We start from the raw sequence: 23804 nt of genomic DNA, 5'->3' as shown, positions 1-23804 counted from the left end.
AAGACTTTCTTGTGGTGGTGCGTATCGACAGCGCCCTGCACATAGACACGTGGCCCCTTTTCGCGGGGAGCATCAGCCGATATCGAGTAGATGGCAATATCCGCCTGCGCTATCCCAGCCTCGCCCAGTGCGCGCTGCGCCGAACTCGCATTCGCGTAGCTGTCGTACACGCCTAACACGGTTGGCCTCATGACTTTCCCCTCCGCAATTGCGCGCGGCGTCCTCGCCGCCTGTCGGCGCGAGCCGCATAACTCGTGCCCGCGTTCGTCGTATAGACCGCCACGAAGAAGCTTGCACGCCTTGGATTGTAGGCCGTGACCGATATGCGCGTAACATGATCCACGAGCTCGCACGAGATCGACAGTTGCATCGGAGAGATGCAGGTCGATCGACACCTCGGGGTAGAAGCCCGGCAGCAGCGGCGCGACCCAGCGCAGGCCGAACGACATCGGCACGGCCAGGCGCACCGGTCCGCCCGGCTGCACCGACATTTCGCGCGCCGCGCTTTATCGGCATCGCAGACGCAAGATCAGCTTGGGGCGGTATTGATCGGGTCAACTGTAATCTGCTCAAAGCGCGTCAGCGTCGCAACGCTACACACCATGATCTCGTACAAGTCGATTGCCAGCGCGGTCTCGATACCGCGCCGTTCCAGCCCGGATATCCGGCGCTCCTGCTCGGCCACCAGTTCGAAGGCGCGCGCAACGCGCTGATGCTGCCGATTCGCGCTTGCCGATGTCATGCCCGATTTTCCCACCCCGTACGCGGCGCGACGCGACTTCGTGAATTCGCTTGCGCTTCCATACTTCTTGCGCTCTGAAAGGCTCGCAAGGGCATCGAGAAGCAGGCTTGGGTCAAAAGGTTTGTGGAGAAAACCTTCGGCAACGATACCTGCGCGTGTGTCGTCTCCAGACATGAGAATGACTGAAACATCGCAAAACCGTGGGATAGCTCGCAACATCGATACGGCGTCCGGCCCTTCGAGAACAGGCATGTGGACGTCGGAGACAATCACCTCTGGCGTGGCGGCCAGGGCCGCCGAAACCGTTTCCAGGCCATTGCCGGCGGTCGCGACTTCATGGCCGGCGTCGCCCAGCAAGGTCTGAAGTGCATCACGAAAAGCGGTATCGTCGTCAGCCAGTAGTACGCGGCTCATCGCTATTTCCCATACAGTTGGCTACTTCGCCGCATCGGTCGTTCCCACCGACAAATACCAGAAACTGATTTCGGAAACCACGGAGCGGTCGTGCCCCGAATTGGCTCATTGCTCCACTAACGAGGTGCTAGAAAATTTGCGACGTCCTGCACGGCGTCACTGGCGCTTGTTAGGGATGCAAAGAAATGAGGCAGGCCGGACGGCTTGTGTAGTGCTCCAGTTGCATAGTGGGAAGCAAACCCTTCAAATACACTACACCCTGTAATGTTTGGTAATAATCGGCGCATACAATCGTATTCGTGACAGCTGTCCGTCGACGGCGATAACGAAAGGCGCTGACCAGATAGGCGCGCCGGGAGCAGAGGTTACATGCAGGAAAGCAAGGGTGACGTCGGCGTCGCACAAGTTAGCCTCGAACAGGCTTCCGTCTCCACTGGCGTGGCGCACCTGCGGGACTTGACCACGGGCGGTCAGCCGGCGCCGCCCGTCACTCCGTTGCCCCCGGAATTACCAGCTACCCGCAAAGGCGCGCGGGCATTGGCGACTTCACGATTGTTCGTCGGGCTGCTTGCATTCGCGCTCGTTTGCGCCTGGCTCCTGCCTGGCACGCTCGGCCACGATCCCTGGAAGCAGGACGAAACCTACACCTTCGGCATCATCGAGCACATGCTCGACACCGGCGATCTGGTCGTCCCGACCAGCGCCGGGCAGCCCTTCGTGGAAAAACCGCCCGTCTACGATTGGGTAGCCGCCTCACTCGCGTGGATGTTCGGCCGCTTCCTGCCGCTGCACGACGCGGCCCGTCTCGCGAGCGTCGTCTTCGCTGCACTCACGCTTGCCTGCACGGCGCGTCTCGCCCGGCGCGCTACCGGCGCCGTGCGGTGGACCGATCCGCGCGTGCCCGGAACGCTCGCACTCTTCGCCAGCACGCTGGTAGTCGTCAAGCATATCCACGACATGATGACGGATGTCGCGCTGATGGCCGGCGCCGCGCTGGCATTCTGCGCACTTTACGAGCTTGTCTGCGCTCACTTGCGGATGGAAGGCGGCTTGCGTCGTTCTCCTAACGGAGGCCGCAACACAGCACCCGCATGGCCAGAATCCACAACTTCACAGCAAGCGTCCAGCGACTGCGAGAACAGCCGCATTCAAGGGCGCGCTGCCCGTCATGCCGCTGCGATGTTCGGTGTTGGCGTCGGCATCGCCTTTCTGGCGAAAGGCCTGTTCGTGCCGCTCGTGTTGGGTGCGACCATCTGCGCGGCGATGCTGCTTTACCCTGCGTGCCGCAGCAGCCGTTTTGCGCGCTCACTGGCACGTTCGGCGCTCTACTTCGCTCCCTTCGCGCTGATCTGGCCGCTTTGCTTCTATCTGCGCTCCGAAGCGCTATTCAAGATCTGGCTGTGGGACAACAACATCGGCCGCTTCTTCGGCTTTTCGGTGGCGCAACTCGGCTCGGAAAACGTCGGGCACCTGTTTGTGCTGCGCACGGCGTTGACAGTCGGCTTTCCGGTCGTCCCGCTCGCCCTCGTGGCGCTTGCGGGCGGCGCATGGCGACGTCTACGCGATCCCGAAGTCGCACTGCCAGTGCTGTTTTCGGGGATCGGCTTCGCGGTACTGCAGGCGTCGTCGACAGTGCGCGAACTCTACATCCTGCCGTTCATTGCCCCGCTCTCCCTGTTAGCCATGCAGGGAATCCGCTATCTGCCGCCGCGCGTGCACCTCGCGTGGGATATCATGAGCCGTATCGTATTCGGATCGTTCGTGGTGCTTGTATGGGTCGTGTGGTGGAAGATGACGGGCGCCCCCGAGACCCACGGTGTCCTGCATTTGCTTGGCCGCTGGCTGCCGCTCGAATGGGTGATGCCCATTCAGCCGAAGCTGATCATCGCGGCGCTCGCCCTCACGCTCGGGTGGGTATTGCTGCTTCCCCGGCTCAAGTCAGCGGGCAACTGGCGCGGCGCATTCAGCTGGTGTCTGGGCGCCATCGTCGCATGGGGGCTCGTCGGCACGCTGCTGCTGCCCTGGCTCGACGTCGCGAAGAGCTATCGCGCACCGTTCGAGGATCTGCGTGCCAAACTGAACAGCACCTGGAAAGCCGGAGACTGCATGGCGAGCAGTGGGCTGGGCGAATCTGAAGCGCCCATGCTCTATTACTTCGCCGGTGTCATGCACGTGCCCACCGCGGACCCTCAGACCACGTCCTGCAACTGGCTCATCGAACAGGGTCGACCTGCAGACGGTCAGTCGCCCGTCGGGGGCTGGCGACTGTACTGGGAAGGCAGCCGTCCGGGTGACAACGACGAGGTGCTGCGCGTCTATCAGCGCATGGCGACGAAGACGGCTTCGTAATCGGTGCCGCTGAGCCGTTTGAAGATCGCTTCGCCGAAGGGCATGCCGCACGGTTGAGGCCGTCCCTGGCCTCCAGGACTGGCAAACTCATTTGCCGATTAGCTACACAATCCGTCTCAGGTCACGGTTGCAAAACTACCAGGACCGAAGAACAGGCGGCTTTCACACAAGCGACGCTTAGTTGGACAGGAAGTCCAGCACCATGCGATTGAACTTGTCCACGTGTTCCCATTGCACCCAGTGACCACAGCGGTTGAACATATGGAATTCGGCATTGGGGAGACCCGCCATCAGACGAAGACCCATGTCGTAGGGAAGGAACTATCCACTATCCCGATACTGCAAGAACCGTAGCCCGACTGAGTCAACGCTGAGCAAGAAGGGGGCAAGGGCGAAGACTTGAACTCACAACTCGACCTGTTTCGACTCGCCGGCGCGATAGCGGTCGGCTGCCGGCGCACGAGACGGTGGGCCGGCACTTACGCCATCAACCGCAAGTGTGCGACGTCTCGGCCCCGTGCATCCGATTGCCGATCCGATTCAACACCTTGCTTTCCTGACATCGCCGCTCGTGCGCTCAGACAGAATGGCGCTCGCGATGACCTGAAAGAGATGGTCGGCCCGTGGTGCGAATGAGGGTTGGTCACCGAGCCAGCCGAGCGCCGACATCAGGGCGAACAGGTCGTCGCCATTCACATCGGCACGCGCGGACCCCTCGGCCTGAGCACGGAGCAGCAAGCGCTCGCCCGCTGAGTGCACCGCTGCACATGAAGCGTAAAGCGCGGAGTCCGGGGTCGCGTGGGCACTCGCCATCATCGCGACAACGCCGCTATAGCTATGGACGAATGCCACCCCTTCGCGAAACCAGGACACGAGCGCTTCATCAGGTGGACTCGACCTTTCGAGTTCGAATGCCTTCTGCGTCAGCGCGTCCAGATCCTCTCGCAGCAACGCTTCGAACAAGGCTTCTCGAGTCGGGAAATGACGAAACAGCGTGGCCAACCCGACGTCGGCCCGGCGGGCGATATCTCGCATTGACGCATCGGCACCATGCTCGGTGACGACGTCCCGCGCGACTGCTAATAGATGGTCGTAATTCTTTCTGGCGTCGGCCCGCATAGTTTTCTTGACAAGTGGATCGGTGATCCGTATCTTCGGAATCTGGATGTGGATCAGTGATCCACAAGATACAGCGAATTTGTGCAAATGGGAACAGAGACGCTGTCCGACACCACGAAAGGAGCCATTATGGGAAAGCTCGAGGGTAAGGTTGCAGTCATCACCGGTGGATCGAGCGGCATGGCGCTGGCAAGCGCCAAGCGGTTCGTTGAAGAAGGTGCCTACGTTTTCATCACGGGCCGGCGGCAGCAAACGCTGGACGAAGCCGTCAACGCGATTGGCCGGAACGTCACCGGCGTGCGCGGCGACGCCGCCAATCTCAACGATCTCGACCGCTTGTTCGATACCGTCAAGCGGGAAAAAGGCAAGATCGATATCCTCTACGCGAGCGCCGGCTGGGGCGAAGCCGTACCACTCGGCGAGATTACCGAGCAGCACTACGACGCGATCTTCGACCTGAATGCGCGCGGCACGCTGTTTACGGTTCAGAAGGCGTTGCCGCTGTTCAACGATGGCGGATCGATCTTCATGACCGGGTCAGTCGCTTCGGTAAAAGGTTTTCCTGGTTACGGCGTGTATGCGGCGAGCAAGGCGGCGTTGCACTCATTCGCACGCACGTGGCTCAACGAGCTAAAGGGCAGGAATATCCGCGTGAACGTGCTGAGCCCGGGGCCGATCGCCACACCGATGCAAGACCAGGTTCTCGACGAAGAGGCGAAGCGGATGTTCGAATCCGTGATCCCGCGGGGAAAGATGGGGCGCCCCGAGGAAATCGCGACGGTCGCGTTGTTTCTTGCTTCAGACGATTCGAGTTTCGTGAATGGGGTGGAGTTGTCCGTCGACGGCGGCTTGTCGGCTATCTGAAATCATGCCGTAAAGCCAGGAGTGAGTGATCCAGAATTGAGTATATAAATATGGATTCCTTATCAATAGGCGGAATTTCCGCCTGCATGGAGAGTTCGCATGAGCTATTCGATTATTGGCTTTGGCGCCGTAGGCCAGGCGCTCGCCCGAGCGTTTGCAAGAAAGAACATCGACGTGAGCGTCGCCAGCCGGCGCCCACCCGATGCGTTGATGGAGCAGGCACGAGCGATCGGCCCCACCGTTGTCCCGAGAACGCTGCAGGATGCGATCGCGTCCGACACGATCTTCCTGGCAGTTCCGTTTTGGGAACATCGCGAAGTCGCGAAACTGCTCACGACCTGGCAGGACAAGACGATCATCGACACGACAAATGCTTTCGGCGTTCCCGTCGCAGACCTGGAAGGACTGCCGTCGTCCGCGGTTGTCGCCCGGGCGTTTGCCGGCGCCAGGTTCGTAAAGGGCTTTAACCATCTGCCCGCTGCCGTTCTGGCCGCTGATCCGAACGTGAAGGGCGGCAGCCGTGTCGTATTTCTGTCGAGCGATGACGAAAATGCGGTGGCACCGGTCGCAGCTTTGGCCGAACAGCTCGGTTTCGCGCCCATTGCGCTAGGCCCGCTCAAGGATGGCGGCTCGCTTGTCCAGGCCAAGGGGAATAGCTGGGCTCAGCTGATCTTCAAGGATCTCGTCAAGTTCAAATAGCGGCGCGTTGCGACAAAGTCAGATCGGCCACGCGCATCGCTAAATGCGTGCTGGTGATCTGGCCGGGAATCAGTTGGCGCGCTCCTCACCGCCCGCGAATGAATTAATAGGCGCCACCCGTATCGACGGTCAGGTAAAGCATGTCATGCTCGAGAATGCTGATGAAATGTTCGTCTTCCTGGATCAATTCTTCGAGGACATCGCTAGTGGATAGCACGCCGATTACCTGTCCTGAATCGATGACCGGCAGATGCCGGATCCGCCTCGTATGCATCAACGCCAGGCACTGGTCACAGATATGCTCTGGCGTGACGTAAATCACCTCGGAAGTCATGATCTCGCCGACCTTCGTCTCTGCCGCGTTGCGCCCGGCCAGTTCGACCTTGCGCGCGTAATCACGCTGAGACAGGATGCCGACAAGATTGCTGCTCTGCAGCACCAGCACGGTGGTGACATCCTTATCGGCCATCAGACGCAGCGCTGTCAGCACTGAGTCCGCGGGGCCGACCGAGATCACCTCCCGGGGGTTCCCGGACAGAATTTGCCGGGCTGTTTTTCGCTCCTTTTTCATGGTCGTCTCCTATAGAAGACTGGCAGTTGCGCGCCGACGCCATCAGTCGGCTCACAACGAAAGGGTACGCTCCTTCGCGTCGCTACAGGAAAGTCTGCTGCCGCGAAAACCAGGAGACATTCAGCGTCGAAAACGGAAGCTCAAGGCATGGGCCACTATTGCCGCGTGAGCATGAGGTTCAGGTTCTGAACCGCAGCTCCGGATGCGCCTTTGCCAAGATTGTCGAAAACCGCCGACAGCAGGACGTGCCCGTGTTCCTCGTCGTGAAATACGCTCAAGTGCATGTCGTTCGTGCCGTTCAGTACTTGCGGATCCAGCTGTTTTAAGGCGCTCGATTCGTGCAACGGCAAAACTCGTACGTGAGTTGCCTCGGCATAGTGGCGTGCGAGGCATGCGTGTAGCGTGGCGCCATCCACGCCGGGTGCCAGCAGCGGCAACGCCAGCGGCACCGTCAGCACGATGCCCTGACGGAACGATCCGTACGCAGGAATGAAGATGGGACGCTGCGCAAGCCCGGCATGCTGCTCGATCTCCGGCGTGTGTTTGTGCGCGAGTTCCAGGCCATAGACCTGGTATGAGGGCGCGTTGGCGGCTCGCGGCCCCTCATGTTCCTCCACACCGGCACGTCCGCGCCCGGAGTAGCCGGATACAGCATGAATGCTGATCGGGTAATTGCCCGGTATGAGCCCGGCGTGCACCAACGGACGCAGCAGGCCGACTGCACCGGTCGGATAGCAACCAGGATTGGTGACCCGACATGCGTTCGCAATTTGCTCAGCCTGCCCCGGCGTCATTTCCGGAAAACCGTAAGTCCAGTCCGGCTGCGTGCGGTGAGCGGAGCTTGCGTCGATCACCCGGACGGCAGGATTGGCAATGGCGCCCACTGCCTCGCGCGCGGCGGCATCCGGCAAACAGAGGATAGCGATGTCGCAGGCATTGATGGCTTCTGCGCGACGCCGCGAATCTTTGCGCTGCGCAGCGGCAAGTGTGAACAGTCTGATGTCGGTCCGGTTGCGCAGCCGGTCGTGGATTTGCAGCCCGGTGGTACCTTGGTCGCCGTCGATGAAAACTACGGGAGAGCTCATATGTGGATGACTCCGCTGACTATGGATTGGAACAGTTGAACCGAGGTAAAGCGAACCCCTATGTTGCGCGGACGGCTAGAATAGGGAAAGTTGAATTTCACAACGCAAACATTCAGTTTTTCTGAATCTGGACGTCGTCATGCGAGAGATCAGCCTGGACCGCCTGCGCACTCTGGTCGCCGTCACCGACCGTGGTTCATTTGCCGATGCGGCGCGTGCATTGCACCTGGCGCCGCCAACGGTCAGCCTTCACATCGCCGAACTCGAAGACCGCGTTGGGGCTCCCCTCCTGTTACGCAAGCGCGGAAATGTGGGGCCGACCTCGATCGGCGAGGTGCTGGTGGAGCGCGCGCGCCGACTGCTGGCCGACGCGGAGCAGGCGTTAGACGATATTCAACGCCAGGTAGAGGGGCTCGAAGGGCGTGCGCGTCTCGGCGCGTCCACGGGCGTGATTGCGCACCTGCTGCCGCAAGCGCTCGAGGTCCTGCGCGAGCACCATCCTGCCATCGACATTCAGATTGCAGTGCTGACTTCGCAAGAAACGCTGTCCCGGCTGGTGGATGGAACGCTGGATGTCGGGCTGGTCGCGCTGCCTCAGCCCCCGGTGCCTGGACTCGTGATAAAGCCTTGGCGCCGCGACCCTGTGATGGCCTTTGTGCCGGCGCATTGGCGGTGTCCGGCCCGCGTCACCCCCGAATGGCTCGCCGCCCAACCGCTCATTCTCAATGACTCGACCACGCGTCTCTCGCGTCTGACTGCGGAGTGGTTCGCGACCGCGGGGCACCATCCTTCGCCGCGCATACAGCTCAACTACAACGACGCGATCAAGAGTCTGGTAGCGGCGGGTTACGGCGCAGCGCTCTTGCCCCATGAGGCCACCACGCCATTACCCGACAATCGCATTGTCATGCGTCCACTGCGCCCGGCGTTGTGGCGACGGCTCGGCATTGCATATCGCGCGGGGTACGTTGAACGTTCCACGCAACACGTACTCGATGTGTTGTGGGATTTGCGATTTGCGTAGGAGTTACCGGTTGTCGCTCAGATTCCTTTTCGCTGATCCATGCTCTTGCCCGCGACGACGATCTGCCTCGCGTCAAAGCTCCAGGCGTAGCGGCATCTATTCTTTCTTGTTTAGAGAATTCGCCGCGGGCAGTGCCGAGGAAGCTCCGTCAATCTTGCGAAATGAAAGGCAAATAAAAGGGTAGAGAAAGGTATGACGTGTCCTCGACGTGGCGCGTCCCGGCCATCAACACGGTAAAACTGCCCATTTTGGGCAACCTGATTTCGACGCGAGGGACAACATGCGAGTAGACATGCCATCTTATGTATCGAAGAATCTGCGCATCTTGCTTGCGGACACAACGAGACGATAGCCGGCCTCTGCAACCTTCACCTATCTGTCATGCAAGACTCGTAGCCTCTATGGCGAACCGTTGCGCAACCACACAGGCATTGAGTGCCACAATGCACCGGGCCCCGACCGCGCACCAAAGACGGCTAGCGACACCCCCTGCATCGCACCTCGACCTCATTTTTTCGGCACATATGTAACTCAGTATGCCGAAATAACCGACGAAGCAACAGAGAACGATTCGCATTCTGAATATCCACGCTCAGAACATGTCATTCGATTGACATTCGAAACTGACTAAATGTTACCGGGCTGAAAGCGCCGGGATGGCGCCACTGCAATACATCCCACCTGGTCCAATCGCTTGCACGTCTCCGCAATCAGGGGCAACAGACCTGACAAATGATTCCGCTTGAATCGAATTTGGCTTTTCTGTTTTGATTATCTGGAGAGAACCAAAATGAATCGAAACGTCGTTCAATCTGGCATTGCATTAGGATTACTGACTAGCTGTATTGCATTTGCAGCACCGCCGCAAGGCAACATGGAACTTCTGCCGACGGGCCAGTTCATCTCCCCGGGAGCCATTCCGGGTGCTGTGCAGCAGTTGCTCAACCCGCAACTCGCCGCAAAGCCGACCCAGGTCGTCAGCGGCGCCATCCGGTCGCAACTCAGCCCGGACGGTAATACCCTCGCCGTGATCACGGCAGGCTACAACACCGTCTACACGGGCCCCAGTAACAGCACGCTCGACAAGACTGACTCGACTCAGTACATATTCATCTATGACGTGTCGGGCGCCAACAAGGCCAATCCGAAGTTCGTCCAGGCCATTCACCAGAACAACGCGTTCGATGGCCTCGTCTGGAATGGAAACCAGACCCTGTACGGCACCGGCGGCGCTGACGACGCGGTCTACGTGTACGGCCGCCCATCGGCGCTTCCGTCGGCCCAATGGTCGCAAACTGCAGCCATCGCCCTGAATCACAGCAAGGGGATCGGCAACGGTGTGAAACCGAACGCCGGTGGTCTCGCCCTCTCCGGCAATGGCCGGATCCTCGTCGTTGCGAACAACTACAACGACTCGATTACCATCATCGACACGACGACGAACACGGTTACGTCCGAATACGATCTGCGTCCGTTCAACACATCGGGCACGCAAGGCGCCGCAGGTGGCGAATACCCGTGGGCCGTCTCACTGAAGTCCGACGACACCGCGTTCATCTCGTCGGTGCGGGACCGTGAAGTCGTGGTGCTGAACCTGTCGAACCCGGCCGCACCGCAATTCATCACTCGCATCCCGGTGAAAGGCAATGCTTATGGCATGACCCTCTCGCCCGATCAGTCGAAACTCTATGTCGCCGTGGCGAACACCGACCAGGTTGCGGTCATCAATACCGCCAGCCACAGGGTCGAGAGGACGATCGACATCGCCAGCCAGTCCGGCGACGGCGACCGCGACGATCAGGGCCACGGCAACAACAAGAAGTACAGCGGCCGCGACACGGTGAACGTGACCGTGTCACGCGACGGCAGAACCCTGTATGCGGTCAACAATGGCGACAACTCGATCGCCGTGATCTCGCTCGATGGCGACGAAGGCTACCACGTCACCGGCCTGATCCCGACGGCCTATGCGCCCAAGGACATCACGCTGAGCGCCGACGGGTCGCAGATGTACATCATCAATGGCAAGTCGAACACCGGTCCGAACCCGCTGTACACCTCGGGTACCTCGGCGCAGTACCAGTTCGGTCTCGAGCAGAGCAGCCTCGTGAGCGCACCGGTTCCGCGGGGCGACGCGCTTGCCCGGCTGACCAGCCAGGTCGCTGAAAACAATCACTACTCGATCAGAGAGTCGGAAAGCGAGCGCCAAACGATGCATTTCCTGCGCGATCACATCAAGCATGTGATTTATGTCGTCAAGGAGAATCGCACGTTCGACCAGATCCTCGGCGACCTTGGCAACGGCTCGAACGGCGATCCCTCGCTGACGATGTATGGCAAGTCGACCACGCCGAACTTCCACAATATCGCCGGCAACTTCGTCACGATCGACAATTTCACCGATCCGGGCGACGGTTCGATGGACGGCTGGTCGTGGGTGCAGCATGCGCACGTCACGCCGACCGAGGAGGTTTCGCAGCAGGAAAACTACGCTGGCGTAAGCCGCGGCATGTCGTATGAATCCGAAGGCGCCAACCGCGGTCTGCCGGTCGGCCTCGCCACGACTGCCATGCGCGACACCGTCTCGGGCGGCGCCTACTCCACGGTAACGTCGTCGCTGCCGGGCGGCACGGCGAACGCGCTGCCGGGAATCGCCGATATCTCGGTGCCGGATGCCCCGTTCGGCTATCAGAAAGCGAGCATCTACGATGCGGTGCTGCAAGCCGGCGGTACGGTCCGCAACTACGGCGGCATGGTCAACAACACCGGCTCGATCGGCACGATCGCCAGCCCCCTCCTCACCCCGTTTGCCTCCGGCAATATTCAGGTCTACCCGCTCAAGCCGTCGCTCGTCACCTTGACGGACCCGTACTATCGCGGCTTCGACCAGGCCTATCCGGACACGTTCCGCGAACTCGAATGGAACCGCGAATTCCAGCAGTACGTCGCGAACGGCCATCTCCCGTCGTTTGAATTCGTCCGCATGGGTTCCGATCACACCGGCAGCTATGCGCAGAACGTCGGCCAGATGGGCACGGCCGAGCAGGAGCAAGCGGACAACGACTTCGCGGTCGGCAAGCTGATCGAGACGGTCGCGCACAGCCCGTACGCGAAAAGCACGCTGATCGTGGTGGTCGAAGACGACTCGCAGGCCGGCTCCGATCACGTCGATTCGCACCGTGCTCCGGCCTACGTCGTTGGCGCGTATGTGAAGAAGAACGCCGTGGTCAGCACCGCCTACAGCCAGGTCAACGCGGTCCGCACCATGGAAGACGTGCTCGGCACCCAGCACATCGACCTGAACACGGCGTACGCGCAACCGATGGCCGATGTCTTCGACACCGGTTCGGACGGTTCGTGGACCTACACCGCCGTTGCGTCGACGATCCTGAAGGGCACGAACGTGGGCAACGTGGCGACTGGCCCGACGTCGAGCGGCAACGACGGCAACCAGTATGCACAGGGTCCGGACATTCATCCGCTGCATGACGCGACCTACTGGGCGAACGCGACGAAGGGCTTCGACTTCTCCAAGGAAGATCGCGTCCCGCCGGAAGTGTTCAACCGCGTGCTGTGGGCGGGCGTGATGGGCAATAAGCCGTATCCGGAGCCGCACTCGGTCTATACGAAGCCCACGACCGATGGCGCGAAGACGGTCGCCGCTGCTGACGACGATGACGATTGAGCGAATCACGTCGTCCGGGCGTTGCGATGACGGGATCGTGACGCCCGCTGCGTTAAGCGCACTGTAGCTGGCATCGGCGGGCGGCTGTCCATAGGGGCAGCCGCCCGTTGGCATCGACTGCGCAGACGTTCGATAAAGCGAACCGCTTGAACCGGATCTAACGCATGCACATTTCGCTTCCTTTTATTGCCGATCGCGAGCCGGCATGGCCCGACAGACCGAATGTCCGCGCAACGAGCGCCATCGTTGTCGTCGCTGCCATACACGCGGCGCTACTCGCGGTCGTGTCGAGCAGTCGCAACGATCCTGTGCCGCCGGCCGCCGAGCCGCGCACGATCACGGCCGAGCTGCTGAGTCCCGCGCCGGTTACGGCACCTGCCGTCGCGCAGTCGCCTCCTTCCCCGCTCGAGCACCGTGCGACATCCGTCGACATTGCGAAGCCAAAGGTGCAGCCGCAAAATATCAGGAAACCGAATCATGTGACGACGCTGCATGAAACCATGACTCCCTCACCGCGCAGGCTTGCTGCAACCGAACCCGTCTCGGCGCAGTCGAGCACTACCACCACCTCGACACCAGCGGCACCCATGGCCGCTGCACAGCAGGCAGCCGCGTCGTCGCACGATGCCGTCTCCGCCCGCCCAACAATCGCACTGGCCGCTCCGCAGGATATCTCGCATCTGCATTGCAGCATCGCACAACCGCCCTACCCGGCGCTCTCGCAACGACGAGGCGAAACAGGTTCTGTGATGGTGAAATTCATCGTGGGACTGACGGGCCAGCCTGAATCCGTGGAACTGAAGAGCGGCAGCGGGCACGACCGCCTCGACGAAGCGGCGCTTGCCGCTGTGCGCGACAGCACGTGCCAGCCGTATCTCGAGAACGGAACGCCACGCCGTGTGCCGACGTCTGTGCCTTTCGTATTCGCCCTGAACAACTAGTGCGGACGTTTATAGGGAACCCGCCATGCAAAACTATGGTATTTCGCACTTCCTGGCAGCCGGAGACTTTGTGACGCGCGGCATCGCGCTCGTACTGCTGGTCATGTCGGTGCTCTCGTGGAGCGTGATCATCGTCAAGGGCTGGAATGTCATCCGACTCAAAAAACTCTCTCGCGACATCGATCCGACAATCGCACAACTCGACGATTTCACGGACGGGGCATGGCAACCGGAAAACCGCGCAAGCACCACGCGAGACAATCCGTTTCTCGCACTCGCGCTGGCCGGCAAGGAGGCCGCCGATCATCATCGCAGCGCGCAGCCGCTTTTGCGCGAGCGCATGGACGTATCGGACTGGATAACGCGCTGCCTGAAAGACACGATGGACGAGAGTGTCGCCCAAATGCAGGGCGGTCTTTCGATCCTGGCATCGATCGGCAGCACTGCGCCGTTCGTCGGATTGCTGGGTACGGTGTGGGGCATCTATCACGCCATGCTGGCGGTTGGGGCGACTGGCGAGTCGTCGATCGATCAGGTCGCGGGCCCCGTCGGCGAAGCGCTGATCATGACCGCATTCGGCCTTTTCGTGGCCATTCCCGCCGTGCTGGGCTACAACGCGTTGACGCGCGCCAACAAGGCGCTCGCCGGAAAGCTGAGGCGGTTCGCGCATCGGCTTCACGCGTACGTCGTGACCGGTTCGAGCCTCTCGCCGCCTGTCCACGACAGCGGCCTGCGGCTCGCCACCGGCAGCGACTGACCTCGAGATACGGCAATGGCCATAACCCCGTTTAGTGACGACGAAGACGATGGTCTGATGGGCGAAATCAACATGACGCCGCTCGTCGACGTCATGCTGGTTTTACTCATCGTCTTTATGGTGACGATCCCTGCGTTGCGCCATGCGGTAAAAGTTGAACTACCACACGCAAGCAGTCAGAAGGAGGACGCGAAGGCGGCGCAGGTCAATGTTTCGATCGAGGCCAATGGCACCGTGCTATGGGACGGGCAGCCAGTCACCCCCAGTGCGCTGCGCGCGAAAATCGCCGCGGCCGCACACGAGAACCCGCTTCCCGAACTGCATCTCGGCGCAGATCGCAAGGTGGCATACGAAGCGGTGGCGCAAGTGATGTCAGCTGCCTATGCAGGCGGCCTGACGAAGATCGGATTCGTCACCGAGCCCAAACCGTAGGCCATTGCTTCACCAAGCTGCTTCGAGGTAGCGGGCGGGCTGCTCGTAAAACGGCCCACGCGTTGTCTATTTGCAGCTTACATATGCAAGTCATTTCCGTTCAAGAATATAGGAGGCGACGAATTATCAGAAATCGCCAAAAACAGGATGACGTTAATGAAATCGTCCCCGTCTCGCATCGCAATCGCCGTATCGGTTGCGTTTTCAACGCTGTCTTTTTCTAGCGCAGCGAACGCTCAACAGGCCCAACAATCTCAACCGCCATCCGCACTGGATACGGTCGTTGTCCGCGCAACCAGACCGACGACCGCCCCCGACAACGTCAACGATCCTGACCAGACTGCCGACGTCAGCAAGACCGGAACGCCGATAGGCGACCTGCCCATGACTGTGCAGGAAATCCCCAGCGGGCTGCTCAAGGAGCAAGGCGCCACGAAGCTTCAGCAGAGCCTCAGCAACGCCACCGGGGTGAATTCCGGCGGACCGGATGCCAAGGGCTTCTTCGATCACTTCATGATCCGCGGCCTCCAGGCGCAGATTTACACCGACGGGTTTTCCGACGGCGATCAGGTCAACGGCGTTTCGCATTCGCTGAATGGTGTCGAGCGCATCGAGGTTCTCGAAGGACCGGGTTCATCACTTTTTGGCAGCGGACCGCCGGGCGGCACGATCAATATCGTCCACTACACGCCGTCTCCCACGCTTCAATATGGAGGCAGCATCCAGGCCGGTTCATTCGGCACGGTCTGGGGCAGCGCGTATGTCACGGGGCCGACCGGCCTCTCGGGCTTGAACTATCGCGTCGACGCGACGGGTGCGAGATCGGACGGATACCGCAGCCTGTCGTACTGGGACAAGGAGATCCGTCCTGCAGTCGAATGGAAGATCGGCGACCACAAGATCGACTTCTCGCTCGAGGCGCAAGACTCCCGCTCGACGCCGGATTCGTACGGCATCATCTATTACAACGGCACCCCCATCCGGAACGTTCCATTCGACGCGAAATATTCGACGCCGTTCGCCTATGCGCGCGCAAGCTACGTTCGCCCGACCCTCACCGACGAGTGGAAGGTCAACGACGTGCTGACGATCAACAACCGGCTCTCGTTCCTTCACCGCTCCCTGGAGTTCTTTGGCAATGGGGATAGTTCGAAGACGAAGGTGGTCGGCAACGAGGTCGTCAACCGGCAGTTGCGCCAACAAAACGATTCGGACAATACGCTCGACTATCAGCTCGAACCTGTGTGGAAATTCGCAACGGGAAACGTCAAGCACACGCTGCTGACAGGCTTCGAGTATCAGCATCAGACCATCAATACCGATCGCTCCACGGCGGACCTTCCGAATATCGAAGATGTGTTCGCACCGGTGCCGCCTGAAACTTCGATTGCGAGCCTGCATTTCCTTTGCGATGCGAAGCATTCATGCGACAACGATCATCTGGTTGCGAACTTCTACAGCCTGTACGCCACCGATCAGGTGGATGCGACGAGCAAGCTGAAAATACGAGTCGGTGTGCGAAAGGACTGGTGGCAGACTTCGCTGACACCGAATATCACCGTGCCTGGACGGGTGGACAACGAAGGCGTACCGATACTGGCGGGCAATACCTACTCGCGCAATGATGCGCCGGTGAGCTGGAATATCGGCGCGCTTTACAAGCTCACGCCGTGGATGTCGCCGTACTTCGGCATATCGAAGAGCTATCTGACGAACTTCAACTCGGAGAACACGCAGACGGGTATCGGCGCGCCTGAATCGGCGCTGCAGTACGAGGTGGGCGTCAAGTTTTCATTGCTCGACGGCCAATACGTGCTGAACACGGCACTCTTCGACGTATCGCGCGACAACGTGGCGACGCCGACGACCGTCAACAACATTGAAACCGTCGTGTACGACAGCCAGCGCACACAAGGCGGCGAGGCGTCTCTCGATGCCGGCATTACGGACAACTGGCACGTGATCGCCAATTTCACGGCGCAGCACGCCTATGTCACGAGCAATCCCCAAGGGATAACGGCGGTCGGCCACCGCCCGCAGGACGTGCCCGCGTTCATGGCGAATCTGTGGTCGACCTACACATTCGCTATCGCGGGACATCCCGGGTTTCATTTCGGAGCGGGCATCAATTACATGAGCAAGGTGTACAGCGACATCTCGAACATCAATTCGGTGCCATCCTATGTCATCGCCAATGCGGCGTTCGGCTATCAGGCGAATCACTGGGGCGTGGATCTCAATGTCCACAATCTGACCAACCGGCGCTACTTCATCGCCGCCAATGAGGCCGGCGCCTATCTTGGTGAGCCCCTTAGCGCCTACGTTACCCTGCATGCGGATTTTTGAGGCATTCGGCCGCTATTGACTGGCTCCCTGCCCAATCCCCGCCTTTTTTTGCGCGTTCTGGAGATCCTGCGGATAGTTCTGATCATTGGCGCGGCCGGGTTGATAGCCCGCGGCCTCCAGCTTCTTCAATTCGGCGTTCTTTTTCGCCCGGGCTTCCTTTCGGGCCTGCTTGCGCTCCGCTTTGGTTGGCTTCGCAGACGACGCGCCCCCCGGCACTGCGGCATTGGCTGCACCCGAAGCGTCGTCCTGCGCGAAGGTTGGTGTCACTGTGCCAATCCCAAGCGATGCCGCGACGAGCAGGGCCGATATTTGTCTGGCGATAGGCATTTTCTCTCTCCTGTTCCCGGTTAATTGATACGATTGCGAGGACGGCGCCGTTAATCGTTGCTTACGCAACCAACCATGCGCACGAAACCAGGACGCAATTGCCCCGGCGCGATGTGGTCAATCGGCACCGCGCCCGCCTGAACGTACGCAGTTCGACTACTCACTCACGCACGTCCATCCATGCCTCGCATGCGTCTTGCGAAATGGGCTCGCTCCGCGTCGTCCATTAGCGCCAGAAACTGGTCCCCGTCCATATGAACCAGTTCTTCGTGATCGCCCGCCTCGAAGTAGACATCCGGCTGGCCGGCCAGGTTCGTCTCGAGGTAGGTTTTCATCCCATACGCCGCACAGATCGGCGGCAGCGCCCCCGCATCGCAGTCCTTGAACAGCTCACGCAGTTCGTCTTCCGTAGCAAGGCCGAGCCTGCGCCCTGTCTTGTTCCAAAGCTCGGACAATTGCACGGCATAGGTTGAGGGCAGCACGACGGCCACATAGCCGTGCTCGTCCTCGAGCAGCACCGTTTTTGCTAGACGGTCGCCGGGAATGTGCGCCGCAGCAGCACTTTCCATGCTCGAATGACTGTATGGGTGGCGCACGATTTCGTAGCGTGAGCCCTTGCTGCGCAGGCGCTCCTGCAAAGTGGTCGACATCGACATGGCACACCTCCTGTCGAATGCGGAGAAGAAAACCAGCCTCCACTAATCCTTTCAGGATAGTCCACTCGCGAGAGACCCGGTAGCAGAACTCCGCGTTGTTGCCGGGAAGTGGAGCGAATCCACCTTTCTCACCCGGGCGCAGACGGGTGGCACTCCGTGTTGAACCAATAGTCGACCACGCGCTGCGCCGCCTGCAGATCGTCTGGGTAGTACGGGTCGTCGTACCAGGGTGACGGGTTGTAACCCGCTTTCCTCAGGGCCGCCAGTTCGCTTTGGTGCTGCGCCATCGTCGGGGGCGCGTTGCTTCTGAGCGCAGCCAGGTCACGGCACTCGGTTGGGCTCAGATGTGGCCCGCTTTGTTGCACGCTTTGTGACACGCCGATGGCACATCCCGCCAGCAGGAGCGCCAACGCACTCAGCGTCGGGGACATTCTCGAGAGGCTCTTCATGGCGCATCTCCACGCGTCTGATGGGCGCAGCGCAACCCGGGGTTCCATCGCGCCGCAACTCCATGTTACGTGCATGCGAGCCAACGGGCAGGCGAGGCGGAAACACGAATCAGTCGCGACCGATGCAGCCGCAACGCATGGAAGAACTGCGGTAGGATCAGCTTGCTGCACGAGCCGCTGCTGGTGACGGCATTGGACATTGTCGTCATCGCCCTCACGTGGCACGAGTACACGTATCTCCGGAGCAAGCGCAGTGCTGCCTGAGACGCCCGCTACCTCACGCATCCCCATTCCCCGCGCGGTACGCATGCTGGGATACGTGAGCCTTTTCATGGACCTTTCCTCCGAACTCATTCACGCGCTGCTACCTGTCTTCCTCGTCACCACGATGGGTATGAGCGTGAGCGCGCTGGGCTTGCTCGAAGGGGCCGCCGAAGCGACGGCGATGATCGTCAGGATCTTCTCGGGCCCCGTGAGCGACTGGCTCGGCAAGCGCAAGGCGCTGTTGCTGCTCGGCTACGGGCTGGGCGCGCTGTCCAAGCCGCTTTTTCCGCTGGCGCACACGCCCGCGCTTGTCGCGGTGGCGCGTCTCATCGACCGTGCCGGCAAGGGAATTCGCGGTGCGCCGCGCGACGCGCTCCTCGCGGATGTCGCGCCGCCGGAGATTCGCGGTGCGTGCTATGGGCTCAGACAGTCGATGGATACGATAGGCGCGTTCGCCGGGCCCCTCGTGGCCATCGTGCTGATGCTGCGCTTCTCGGATCACATCCGCGCCGTCCTCTGGTTCGCTGTCGTGCCAGCCGTCATTGCGGTCGGTCTGATTGTGTTCGGCATCGAGGAGCCAGCTCATGAACAGGCGTCTCGCAGCTTCCGGTCACCGCTGCGCTGGAAAGCGTTGCGGGAATTTCCGGGGCGCTACTGGTTCGTGGTCGCGATAGGCGCGACCTTCACCCTCGCGCGCTTCAGCGAAGCGTTCCTTGTGTTGCGCGCCCAGCAGACCGGCATCGATATCGCGTGGATTCCCGGCGTCATGGTGGTGATGAGTCTCGCCTATGCACTTAGTGCGTACCCCGCGGGCGCGCTGTCCGATCGAACCGACCGCCGCGTTTTGCTTGCGCTCGGCATCGTCACACTGATCGCGGCGGATCTGGTGCTCGGCGCGAGTGCGTCGATCATCACCGTGCTCATCGGCGTCGCACTGTGGGGCCTGCACATGGGGCTCACGCAAGGCCTTCTCGCTGCGATGGTCGCCGAAACCGCGCCGCAATCGCTCAGGGGCACGGCGTTCGGCGTCTTCAATCTCGCAAGCGGCATCTGCCTGCTGTTTGCAAGCGTCATCGCCGGCTGGTTGTGGGATCGGCACGGCGCGTCCACCACATTCTTTGCCGGCGCCGTCCTGGCACTGCTCCCCCTCGTAATGTGCCGCTTCGCACCGCGCCTCGCGAAGCTCAAACCCTGATAGGGCCTTGTGGCGAGAACAGAAGCTTCATACGTCATCGCATTCGTTCGTTATCCTCATAGGCGGCCGTAGCTGTGCAACCCGGACAGGAACATATTCACACCGAGGAATGCGAAGGCGGTGACCATCAGGCCCGTGAGCGCCCACCACGCGGCAACATGCCCCCGCAACCCCTTCATCAGCCGCATATGCAGCCAGGCCGCATAATTCAGCCAGACGATCAGCGCCCACGTTTCCTTCGGATCCCAGCTCCAGTAACCGCCCCACGCCTCGGCGGCCCACAGCGCGCCGAGAATCGTCGCAATGGTGAAAAACCCAAAACCGACAGCGGTCGACTTGTACATGACGTCGTCGAGCACATCGAGCGTCGGCAGCCGGTCCGACAGCACACCCCGCTCCTTCAGCAGGTACGCCACGCCGACCATTGCGGACAGCGCAAAACTGCCGTAGCCGATGAAGTTGGCCGGGACGTGAATCTTCATCCACCAGCTTTGCAGCGCCGGCACCAGCGGCTGGATCTGCTGCGCGTCGCGTGCGATCGAGTACCACATCAGGAACCCGACCGACGCGCTGATCACGAGCAACACGAAGGCGCCAAGCGAGCGCGTGTTGTAGTGCTCCTCGTAGTACAGGTAAAAGAGCGCCGTGATCACGCAGAACAGCACGAACACTTCATAGAGATTCGAAATCGGAATGTGGCCGACGTCCGCACCGATCAGATACGACTCATACCACCGCACCATCATCCCGACGAAACCCATCAATACCGCGGCCCACGTCAACTTCGAGCCGATTGCACCGCCAGACGGCGAGCGCGACAGCGTGCCCAGCCAGTAAAACAAGGTGGCGAGCACGAAAAGCACGCTCATCCAGAGAATGGCCGACTGGCTGGACAGGCAATACTTCAGGAAGAACGTGCTGTTGGCGCGCCCCAAGTCGCCCTGGTACAACTGGATTGCAAACAGCGACAGCGCTGCGATTGCCGCGATCAGCAGCCGTGCCGGCTTCCAGCGCCAGCCGAGCACGACGAAGGCCGGCACCGAGCACACCAGCACCAGTTGGTCATAGACGCTCATGTACGCGTGGTAGCGCGACAAGGCAAAGCCAGCGCCTCCAGCCATCGCAAGGGCAAACAGCCAGTCGAATGCACCGAGGCGCCTCGCAAAGGGGCGTTCGTCGGACAGCAGGCTCGTTTGAGCCGCTCGCCACGTGGATCGTGGCCGATGTAGTGCCGCTGGCGTCGCCATCGCAGCATCGGAAGACGGTGAGGATGATTTCATGGCATTCGCTATTCAAAGACGACGTCGAAAGATCGCGGTCTGCGCGCCTGATTGCTCATCGATCGTCTGCCGGACTGACGGACGCCTCCCCTTCCGGCGGAAACACCTCGACGTAGGCCGCGACGGCACGCATGTCACGGTCCGACATGTTGGCGCACACAGCCTTCATGACAGCGCCGCGAGGCCGGGTATCCGATTGCTGGAAGACCTTGAGCTGCTTCATGACGTAGTCCGCGTGCTGGCCCGCGAGCCGGGGAAACTGATTTATCCCTTCGCCATGCTGTCCATGGCAAGCCATGCACGCCGAGACGCCCTTGTCCGGCAGGCCCGAATGATAGATCGCGTTGCCTTCGTTGATGAGCGCGAGATCGCTCGCTTCGCCGAGAACCGCGGGTTGACTCGAGAAGTACGTCGCAAGCTCGTCGATCTGCGCGTCGGTCAAATGGGTGAATCCCCACATGAAACGCTGCGCATTCGGGTCGGCCCGCGAATGACTCTTGAAGTCCGTCAGTTGATCGACCAGATATTCCTTGCGCTGCCCGGCGAGCTTCGGAAACGTAGGCGACACCGAAACGCCGTTCACACCATGGCAGTTCGAGCACACCTGCAAGGCGATGGTCTTTCCGCGCACCTGCGGGTTATCGACCTGTCGCGAATGCTCGAGGTCCTGACACGCCGACCCGGCCAGCAGCATCCCAATGGAGACGATATGCGTCACCTTGTTCATGGCAACAACCTCCTTGCTGCAGCCTTTGCTGTCCCCGGTAGCCACGGGACATCACCATGAAGCAGCCCACAGATAGATGAAAAGCGTGTCGTTGTCTCTCGCATTACGGCCCGCGCCGTCGTAATTCGACGTCGCACCGAGAAATTTGGTGTAGTGCGTGTACTGAATACCTATCCGGATGCGTTGATTCGGTATCCAGAATATTTCTGGCGTCCATCCCTGCGTATTGGGGTGGAAATTCGCGCTGGCCGCGTAGGCCGTGCTGTCTGGACTACCTGTCGTATTGAAGAACGAAAGACTGAACCCGTACTTGGCCTGATACACATACGATGCCTTGATCCTCAACGAGTCGAGATTCCCCGATGTGCTGTCGCTCAGGACCAGATTATTCGGATCGTGGACGTTCTCACGCACGTAGCGGGCTTGCGCGGTGATCGTGTGCGGCTCGAGCAGGTACTCGTACTGCGCGTCCACGCCGTAATCGCGGTAGCGCGTCACGCCCTGCGTAAAGATCGGGAACTGGTTCGAGTCGTTCGGATAGATGTTCACGTTCAACAGGAACGCGCCGACCATTGCGCTATGAGGCCCCCAGTCCCGCGTCAACGCAATGCGTGCATACGGGTTGTAACCGCGCAGATAAATTTGCGGGTGAGCCGCGTTTCCTTCCCGGTTGCCGTGACTCATGAACGACCAGATGCCATCGGCCGTGCTGTACGCGGTCAGTTCGGCGTAGACCGTCTTGTTCCAGTACAGGTAGCCGCCGAAACCCACCACCTGCGACGCAAGACTTCCTTCGATAACGGGAAGATTGGGGATTTTGGCAACCGGACTGATCGTCGATGAAATGTACGGATAACCCCATGCCGGCGCGGAGTTCCAGACATCCTGCACGGTTGGATTGTTGTGCAGCGTTGCTCCGAGGATCAGGTCGTTCGCTTCGCCCATGATCCGGTCCACGAACCGGAAGTCTGTATTGTCGGATGCCCAGTGGCCTTCCCATTTGTTCGTTTCGCCATTCTGATGGTCGTAGTTCGTGTAGGTGAATTGCGTAAATGCACCAATTTTGTCGGTGATCTTTCCGGCAAGAAAGATGCTCGCAAAGTCGAAGATCGGCAGACCATTCTTGGTGTTGATGGTGTTGCCGCTCGCATCAGTATTGACTCGCGTCTGGCTCAGATTGCCGATTGCCATTGCGGCAATCGGGATCGTGCGTTCACCGAGCGTATAACCGGTGAGCTTGAACATTCGCCCATATGGCGTGAGCTCAGGAAATTGTCCCCCGGCGTGGCAAGCCACACAACTCTGGCCGGTTTGGCGCGCGAAGATCGGCAGCGCGTGTGCGATGGTCGCCGGCAACAACGCGAGCAACACGAATGCGAGTGCCCAGCCACAGAACAGCCAGTGATGAAATGCTGCATGGCTGACGAGTAACTTTGTCATGGCTGCCACTCCTGCGCCGCATGGAGCAAATACATCGCGTCGGCAGTGAGAGCTGGAGTCCGTATTCCGTGTGCCGCGGCGATCGAGGAGCGCGAGGCTCCAGCTGGTGAAACCGTTCACGATGAACCCTTTGCACGCACGCGACGTCTTCATTGTGCAAATGCGCAATCAGAATCGCGATGGGTCAACCCCCTCTATTTTTGGTAGGGGGCTCGCTCGCGACATGAACTGAATGCGGACAGTAAACGTGAAGTTTCCATTCGACACCTCCTGCGCGTACGATGGACCTGATCGATCATGACGGGTCGCGCAGCGTTGCTTCGCGCGACTCGCGTCCTGCGTAAACGAGAAGGCAGCTCGAATATTCCCGCCGGGTTGTGGCGCGCCAATGGAAAGGCATCCGAAAGAATGCCTGGATAGATGAAGAAAGTTGAGCCG

General features: G+C 60.5%; 19 protein-coding genes and 3 pseudogenes. 10 read left to right on the top strand and 12 right to left on the bottom strand.

What is annotated here, in order from left to right; all coding sequences use genetic code 11:
* Positions 1 to 350: 350 nt before the first annotated feature.
* Positions 351 to 506, bottom strand: a pseudogene (locus AB3X99_RS12790) (LysR family transcriptional regulator); the annotation flags it as partial.
* A gap of 23 nt (positions 507 to 529) precedes the next feature.
* Positions 530 to 1156 (bottom strand): response regulator, encoded by a 627-nt coding sequence (locus AB3X99_RS12785; RefSeq protein ID WP_368617114.1) that lies wholly within the window; start codon positions 1154 to 1156, stop codon positions 530 to 532.
* 495 nt (positions 1157 to 1651) lie between these two features.
* Here AB3X99_RS12785 and AB3X99_RS12780 point away from each other — a divergent pair, with 495 nt between their 5' ends.
* Positions 1652 to 3505 (top strand): ArnT family glycosyltransferase, encoded by a 1854-nt coding sequence (locus tag AB3X99_RS12780; RefSeq protein WP_368617336.1) that lies wholly within the window; start codon positions 1652 to 1654, stop codon positions 3503 to 3505.
* Positions 3506 to 3682: 177 nt separating this feature from the next.
* On the opposite strand, the pseudogene AB3X99_RS12775 reads toward AB3X99_RS12780, so the two are convergent.
* Positions 3683 to 3826 (bottom strand): annotated as a pseudogene (locus tag AB3X99_RS12775) (2-hydroxy-6-oxo-6-phenylhexa-2,4-dienoate hydrolase); the annotation flags it as partial.
* A 219-nt stretch (positions 3827 to 4045) separates the two neighbouring features.
* Positions 4046 to 4624: a TetR/AcrR family transcriptional regulator gene (locus AB3X99_RS12770; protein ID WP_368617113.1), complete on the bottom strand. Its 579-nt coding sequence runs from the start codon at positions 4622 to 4624 to the stop codon at positions 4046 to 4048.
* Positions 4625 to 4753: 129 nt separating this feature from the next.
* On the opposite strand from AB3X99_RS12770, the gene AB3X99_RS12765 reads away from it, so the two are divergent.
* Both AB3X99_RS12765 and AB3X99_RS12760 read left to right on the top strand, forming a co-directional pair.
* On the top strand, positions 4754 to 5488 hold the full coding sequence (locus AB3X99_RS12765; RefSeq protein ID WP_069266401.1) for an SDR family NAD(P)-dependent oxidoreductase: 735 nt from the start codon (positions 4754 to 4756) through the stop codon (positions 5486 to 5488).
* A gap of 93 nt (positions 5489 to 5581) precedes the next feature.
* Positions 5582 to 6187, top strand: a pseudogene (locus tag AB3X99_RS12760) (NADPH-dependent F420 reductase); the annotation flags it as partial.
* Between the two features lie 103 nt (positions 6188 to 6290).
* On the opposite strand, the gene AB3X99_RS12755 reads toward AB3X99_RS12760, so the two are convergent.
* Together AB3X99_RS12755 and argC are read right to left on the bottom strand one after the other, a co-directional pair.
* Positions 6291 to 6758 carry a CBS domain-containing protein gene (locus tag AB3X99_RS12755; RefSeq protein WP_368617112.1) on the bottom strand — a complete coding sequence of 156 codons (468 nt, stop codon included), beginning with the start codon at positions 6756 to 6758 and terminating at the stop codon, positions 6291 to 6293.
* Between the two features lie 155 nt (positions 6759 to 6913).
* A complete protein-coding gene (argC, locus tag AB3X99_RS12750) occupies positions 6914 to 7843 on the bottom strand; it encodes an N-acetyl-gamma-glutamyl-phosphate reductase (protein ID WP_368617111.1) in 930 nt (309 codons plus the stop codon).
* Between the two features lie 139 nt (positions 7844 to 7982).
* Between argC and AB3X99_RS12745 the strand changes: the two genes are divergently transcribed.
* The 6 genes from AB3X99_RS12745 (at position 7983) to AB3X99_RS12720 (ending at position 17028) form a co-directional block, all read left to right on the top strand.
* Positions 7983 to 8867, top strand: a complete 885-nt coding sequence (locus tag AB3X99_RS12745; RefSeq protein ID WP_342947253.1) for a LysR family transcriptional regulator — start codon at positions 7983 to 7985, stop codon at positions 8865 to 8867.
* Positions 8868 to 9741: 874 nt separating this feature from the next.
* Positions 9742 to 12552: a beta-propeller fold lactonase family protein gene (locus AB3X99_RS12740; RefSeq protein WP_256094853.1), complete on the top strand. Its 2811-nt coding sequence runs from the start codon at positions 9742 to 9744 to the stop codon at positions 12550 to 12552.
* Between the two features lie 479 nt (positions 12553 to 13031).
* Entirely contained in the window at positions 13032 to 13493 is a 462-nt protein-coding gene (locus tag AB3X99_RS12735; RefSeq protein WP_368617110.1) for an energy transducer TonB, read from the top strand.
* A gap of 25 nt (positions 13494 to 13518) precedes the next feature.
* Entirely contained in the window at positions 13519 to 14250 is a 732-nt protein-coding gene (locus AB3X99_RS12730; protein WP_368617109.1) for a MotA/TolQ/ExbB proton channel family protein, read from the top strand.
* A 15-nt stretch (positions 14251 to 14265) separates the two neighbouring features.
* Positions 14266 to 14682 carry an ExbD/TolR family protein gene (locus AB3X99_RS12725; RefSeq protein WP_368617108.1) on the top strand — a complete coding sequence of 139 codons (417 nt, stop codon included), beginning with the start codon at positions 14266 to 14268 and terminating at the stop codon, positions 14680 to 14682.
* A 384-nt stretch (positions 14683 to 15066) separates the two neighbouring features.
* Positions 15067 to 17028, top strand: coding sequence for a TonB-dependent receptor (locus tag AB3X99_RS12720; protein ID WP_368617107.1), 1962 nt, complete (start codon positions 15067 to 15069; stop codon positions 17026 to 17028).
* A gap of 12 nt (positions 17029 to 17040) precedes the next feature.
* Here AB3X99_RS12720 and AB3X99_RS12715 read toward each other — a convergent pair whose 3' ends face one another.
* From AB3X99_RS12715 to AB3X99_RS12705, 3 genes are all read right to left on the bottom strand, one after another.
* Positions 17041 to 17355: a DUF4148 domain-containing protein gene (locus AB3X99_RS12715; protein WP_342947249.1), complete on the bottom strand. Its 315-nt coding sequence runs from the start codon at positions 17353 to 17355 to the stop codon at positions 17041 to 17043.
* Positions 17356 to 17519: 164 nt separating this feature from the next.
* The gene (locus tag AB3X99_RS12710) at positions 17520 to 18011 is read right to left on the bottom strand and encodes an aminoacyl-tRNA deacylase (RefSeq protein ID WP_368617106.1); all 492 of its coding nucleotides are present in this window, start codon (positions 18009 to 18011) and stop codon (positions 17520 to 17522) included.
* Positions 18012 to 18139: 128 nt separating this feature from the next.
* A complete protein-coding gene (locus AB3X99_RS12705; RefSeq protein WP_368617105.1) occupies positions 18140 to 18460 on the bottom strand; it encodes a DUF4148 domain-containing protein in 321 nt (106 codons plus the stop codon).
* 307 nt (positions 18461 to 18767) lie between these two features.
* Between AB3X99_RS12705 and AB3X99_RS12700 the strand changes: the two genes are divergently transcribed.
* A complete protein-coding gene (locus AB3X99_RS12700; protein WP_069266389.1) occupies positions 18768 to 19919 on the top strand; it encodes an MFS transporter in 1152 nt (383 codons plus the stop codon).
* 56 nt (positions 19920 to 19975) lie between these two features.
* On the opposite strand, the gene ccsB is transcribed toward AB3X99_RS12700, so the two are convergent.
* The 3 genes from ccsB to AB3X99_RS12685 all read right to left on the bottom strand — a co-directional run bounded on the left by ccsB (position 19976) and on the right by AB3X99_RS12685 (position 23486).
* Positions 19976 to 21166 (bottom strand): c-type cytochrome biogenesis protein CcsB, encoded by a 1191-nt coding sequence (gene ccsB, locus AB3X99_RS12695; RefSeq protein ID WP_368617335.1) that lies wholly within the window; start codon positions 21164 to 21166, stop codon positions 19976 to 19978.
* 88 nt (positions 21167 to 21254) lie between these two features.
* A complete protein-coding gene (locus AB3X99_RS12690; RefSeq protein ID WP_069266387.1) occupies positions 21255 to 21926 on the bottom strand; it encodes a cytochrome c in 672 nt (223 codons plus the stop codon).
* Positions 21927 to 21977: 51 nt separating this feature from the next.
* Positions 21978 to 23486 carry a cytochrome C gene (locus AB3X99_RS12685; protein ID WP_256094851.1) on the bottom strand — a complete coding sequence of 503 codons (1509 nt, stop codon included), beginning with the start codon at positions 23484 to 23486 and terminating at the stop codon, positions 21978 to 21980.
* Positions 23487 to 23804: the final 318 nt, after the last annotated feature.

Source organism: Paraburkholderia sp. BR10882, from assembly GCF_040948855.1.
In the GTDB taxonomy this organism is placed as follows: Bacteria; Pseudomonadota; Gammaproteobacteria; order Burkholderiales; family Burkholderiaceae; genus Paraburkholderia; species Paraburkholderia nodosa_A.
This window is presented reverse-complemented; position numbering and strand designations above follow the sequence as displayed.

Excerpts from the sequence above, each read along its gene's own strand:
- AB3X99_RS12740 (WP_256094853.1), top strand. The coding sequence starts at position 9,742 with ATGGAACTTCTGCCGACGGGCCAGTTCATCTCCCCGGGAGCCATTCCG.
- AB3X99_RS12745 (WP_342947253.1), top strand. The coding sequence starts at position 7,983 with ATGCGAGAGATCAGCCTGGACCGCCTGCGCACTCTGGTCGCCGTCACC.
- argC (WP_368617111.1), bottom strand. The coding sequence starts at position 7,843 with ATGAGCTCTCCCGTAGTTTTCATCGACGGCGACCAAGGTACCACCGGG.
- AB3X99_RS12765 (WP_069266401.1), top strand. The coding sequence starts at position 4,754 with ATGGGAAAGCTCGAGGGTAAGGTTGCAGTCATCACCGGTGGATCGAGC.
- ccsB (WP_368617335.1), bottom strand. The coding sequence starts at position 21,166 with ATGGCGACGCCAGCGGCACTACATCGGCCACGATCCACGTGGCGAGCG.
- AB3X99_RS12715 (WP_342947249.1), bottom strand. The coding sequence starts at position 17,355 with ATGCCTATCGCCAGACAAATATCGGCCCTGCTCGTCGCGGCATCGCTT.
- AB3X99_RS12730 (WP_368617109.1), top strand. The coding sequence starts at position 13,519 with ATGCAAAACTATGGTATTTCGCACTTCCTGGCAGCCGGAGACTTTGTG.
- AB3X99_RS12705 (WP_368617105.1), bottom strand. The coding sequence starts at position 18,460 with ATGAAGAGCCTCTCGAGAATGTCCCCGACGCTGAGTGCGTTGGCGCTC.
- AB3X99_RS12785 (WP_368617114.1), bottom strand. The coding sequence starts at position 1,156 with ATGAGCCGCGTACTACTGGCTGACGACGATACCGCTTTTCGTGATGCA.
- AB3X99_RS12690 (WP_069266387.1), bottom strand. The coding sequence starts at position 21,926 with ATGAACAAGGTGACGCATATCGTCTCCATTGGGATGCTGCTGGCCGGG.
- AB3X99_RS12755 (WP_368617112.1), bottom strand. The coding sequence starts at position 6,758 with ATGAAAAAGGAGCGAAAAACAGCCCGGCAAATTCTGTCCGGGAACCCC.
- AB3X99_RS12700 (WP_069266389.1), top strand. The coding sequence starts at position 18,768 with ATGCTGGGATACGTGAGCCTTTTCATGGACCTTTCCTCCGAACTCATT.
- AB3X99_RS12725 (WP_368617108.1), top strand. The coding sequence starts at position 14,266 with ATGGCCATAACCCCGTTTAGTGACGACGAAGACGATGGTCTGATGGGC.
- AB3X99_RS12710 (WP_368617106.1), bottom strand. The coding sequence starts at position 18,011 with ATGTCGATGTCGACCACTTTGCAGGAGCGCCTGCGCAGCAAGGGCTCA.
- AB3X99_RS12770 (WP_368617113.1), bottom strand. The coding sequence starts at position 4,624 with ATGCGGGCCGACGCCAGAAAGAATTACGACCATCTATTAGCAGTCGCG.
- AB3X99_RS12720 (WP_368617107.1), top strand. The coding sequence starts at position 15,067 with ATGACTGTGCAGGAAATCCCCAGCGGGCTGCTCAAGGAGCAAGGCGCC.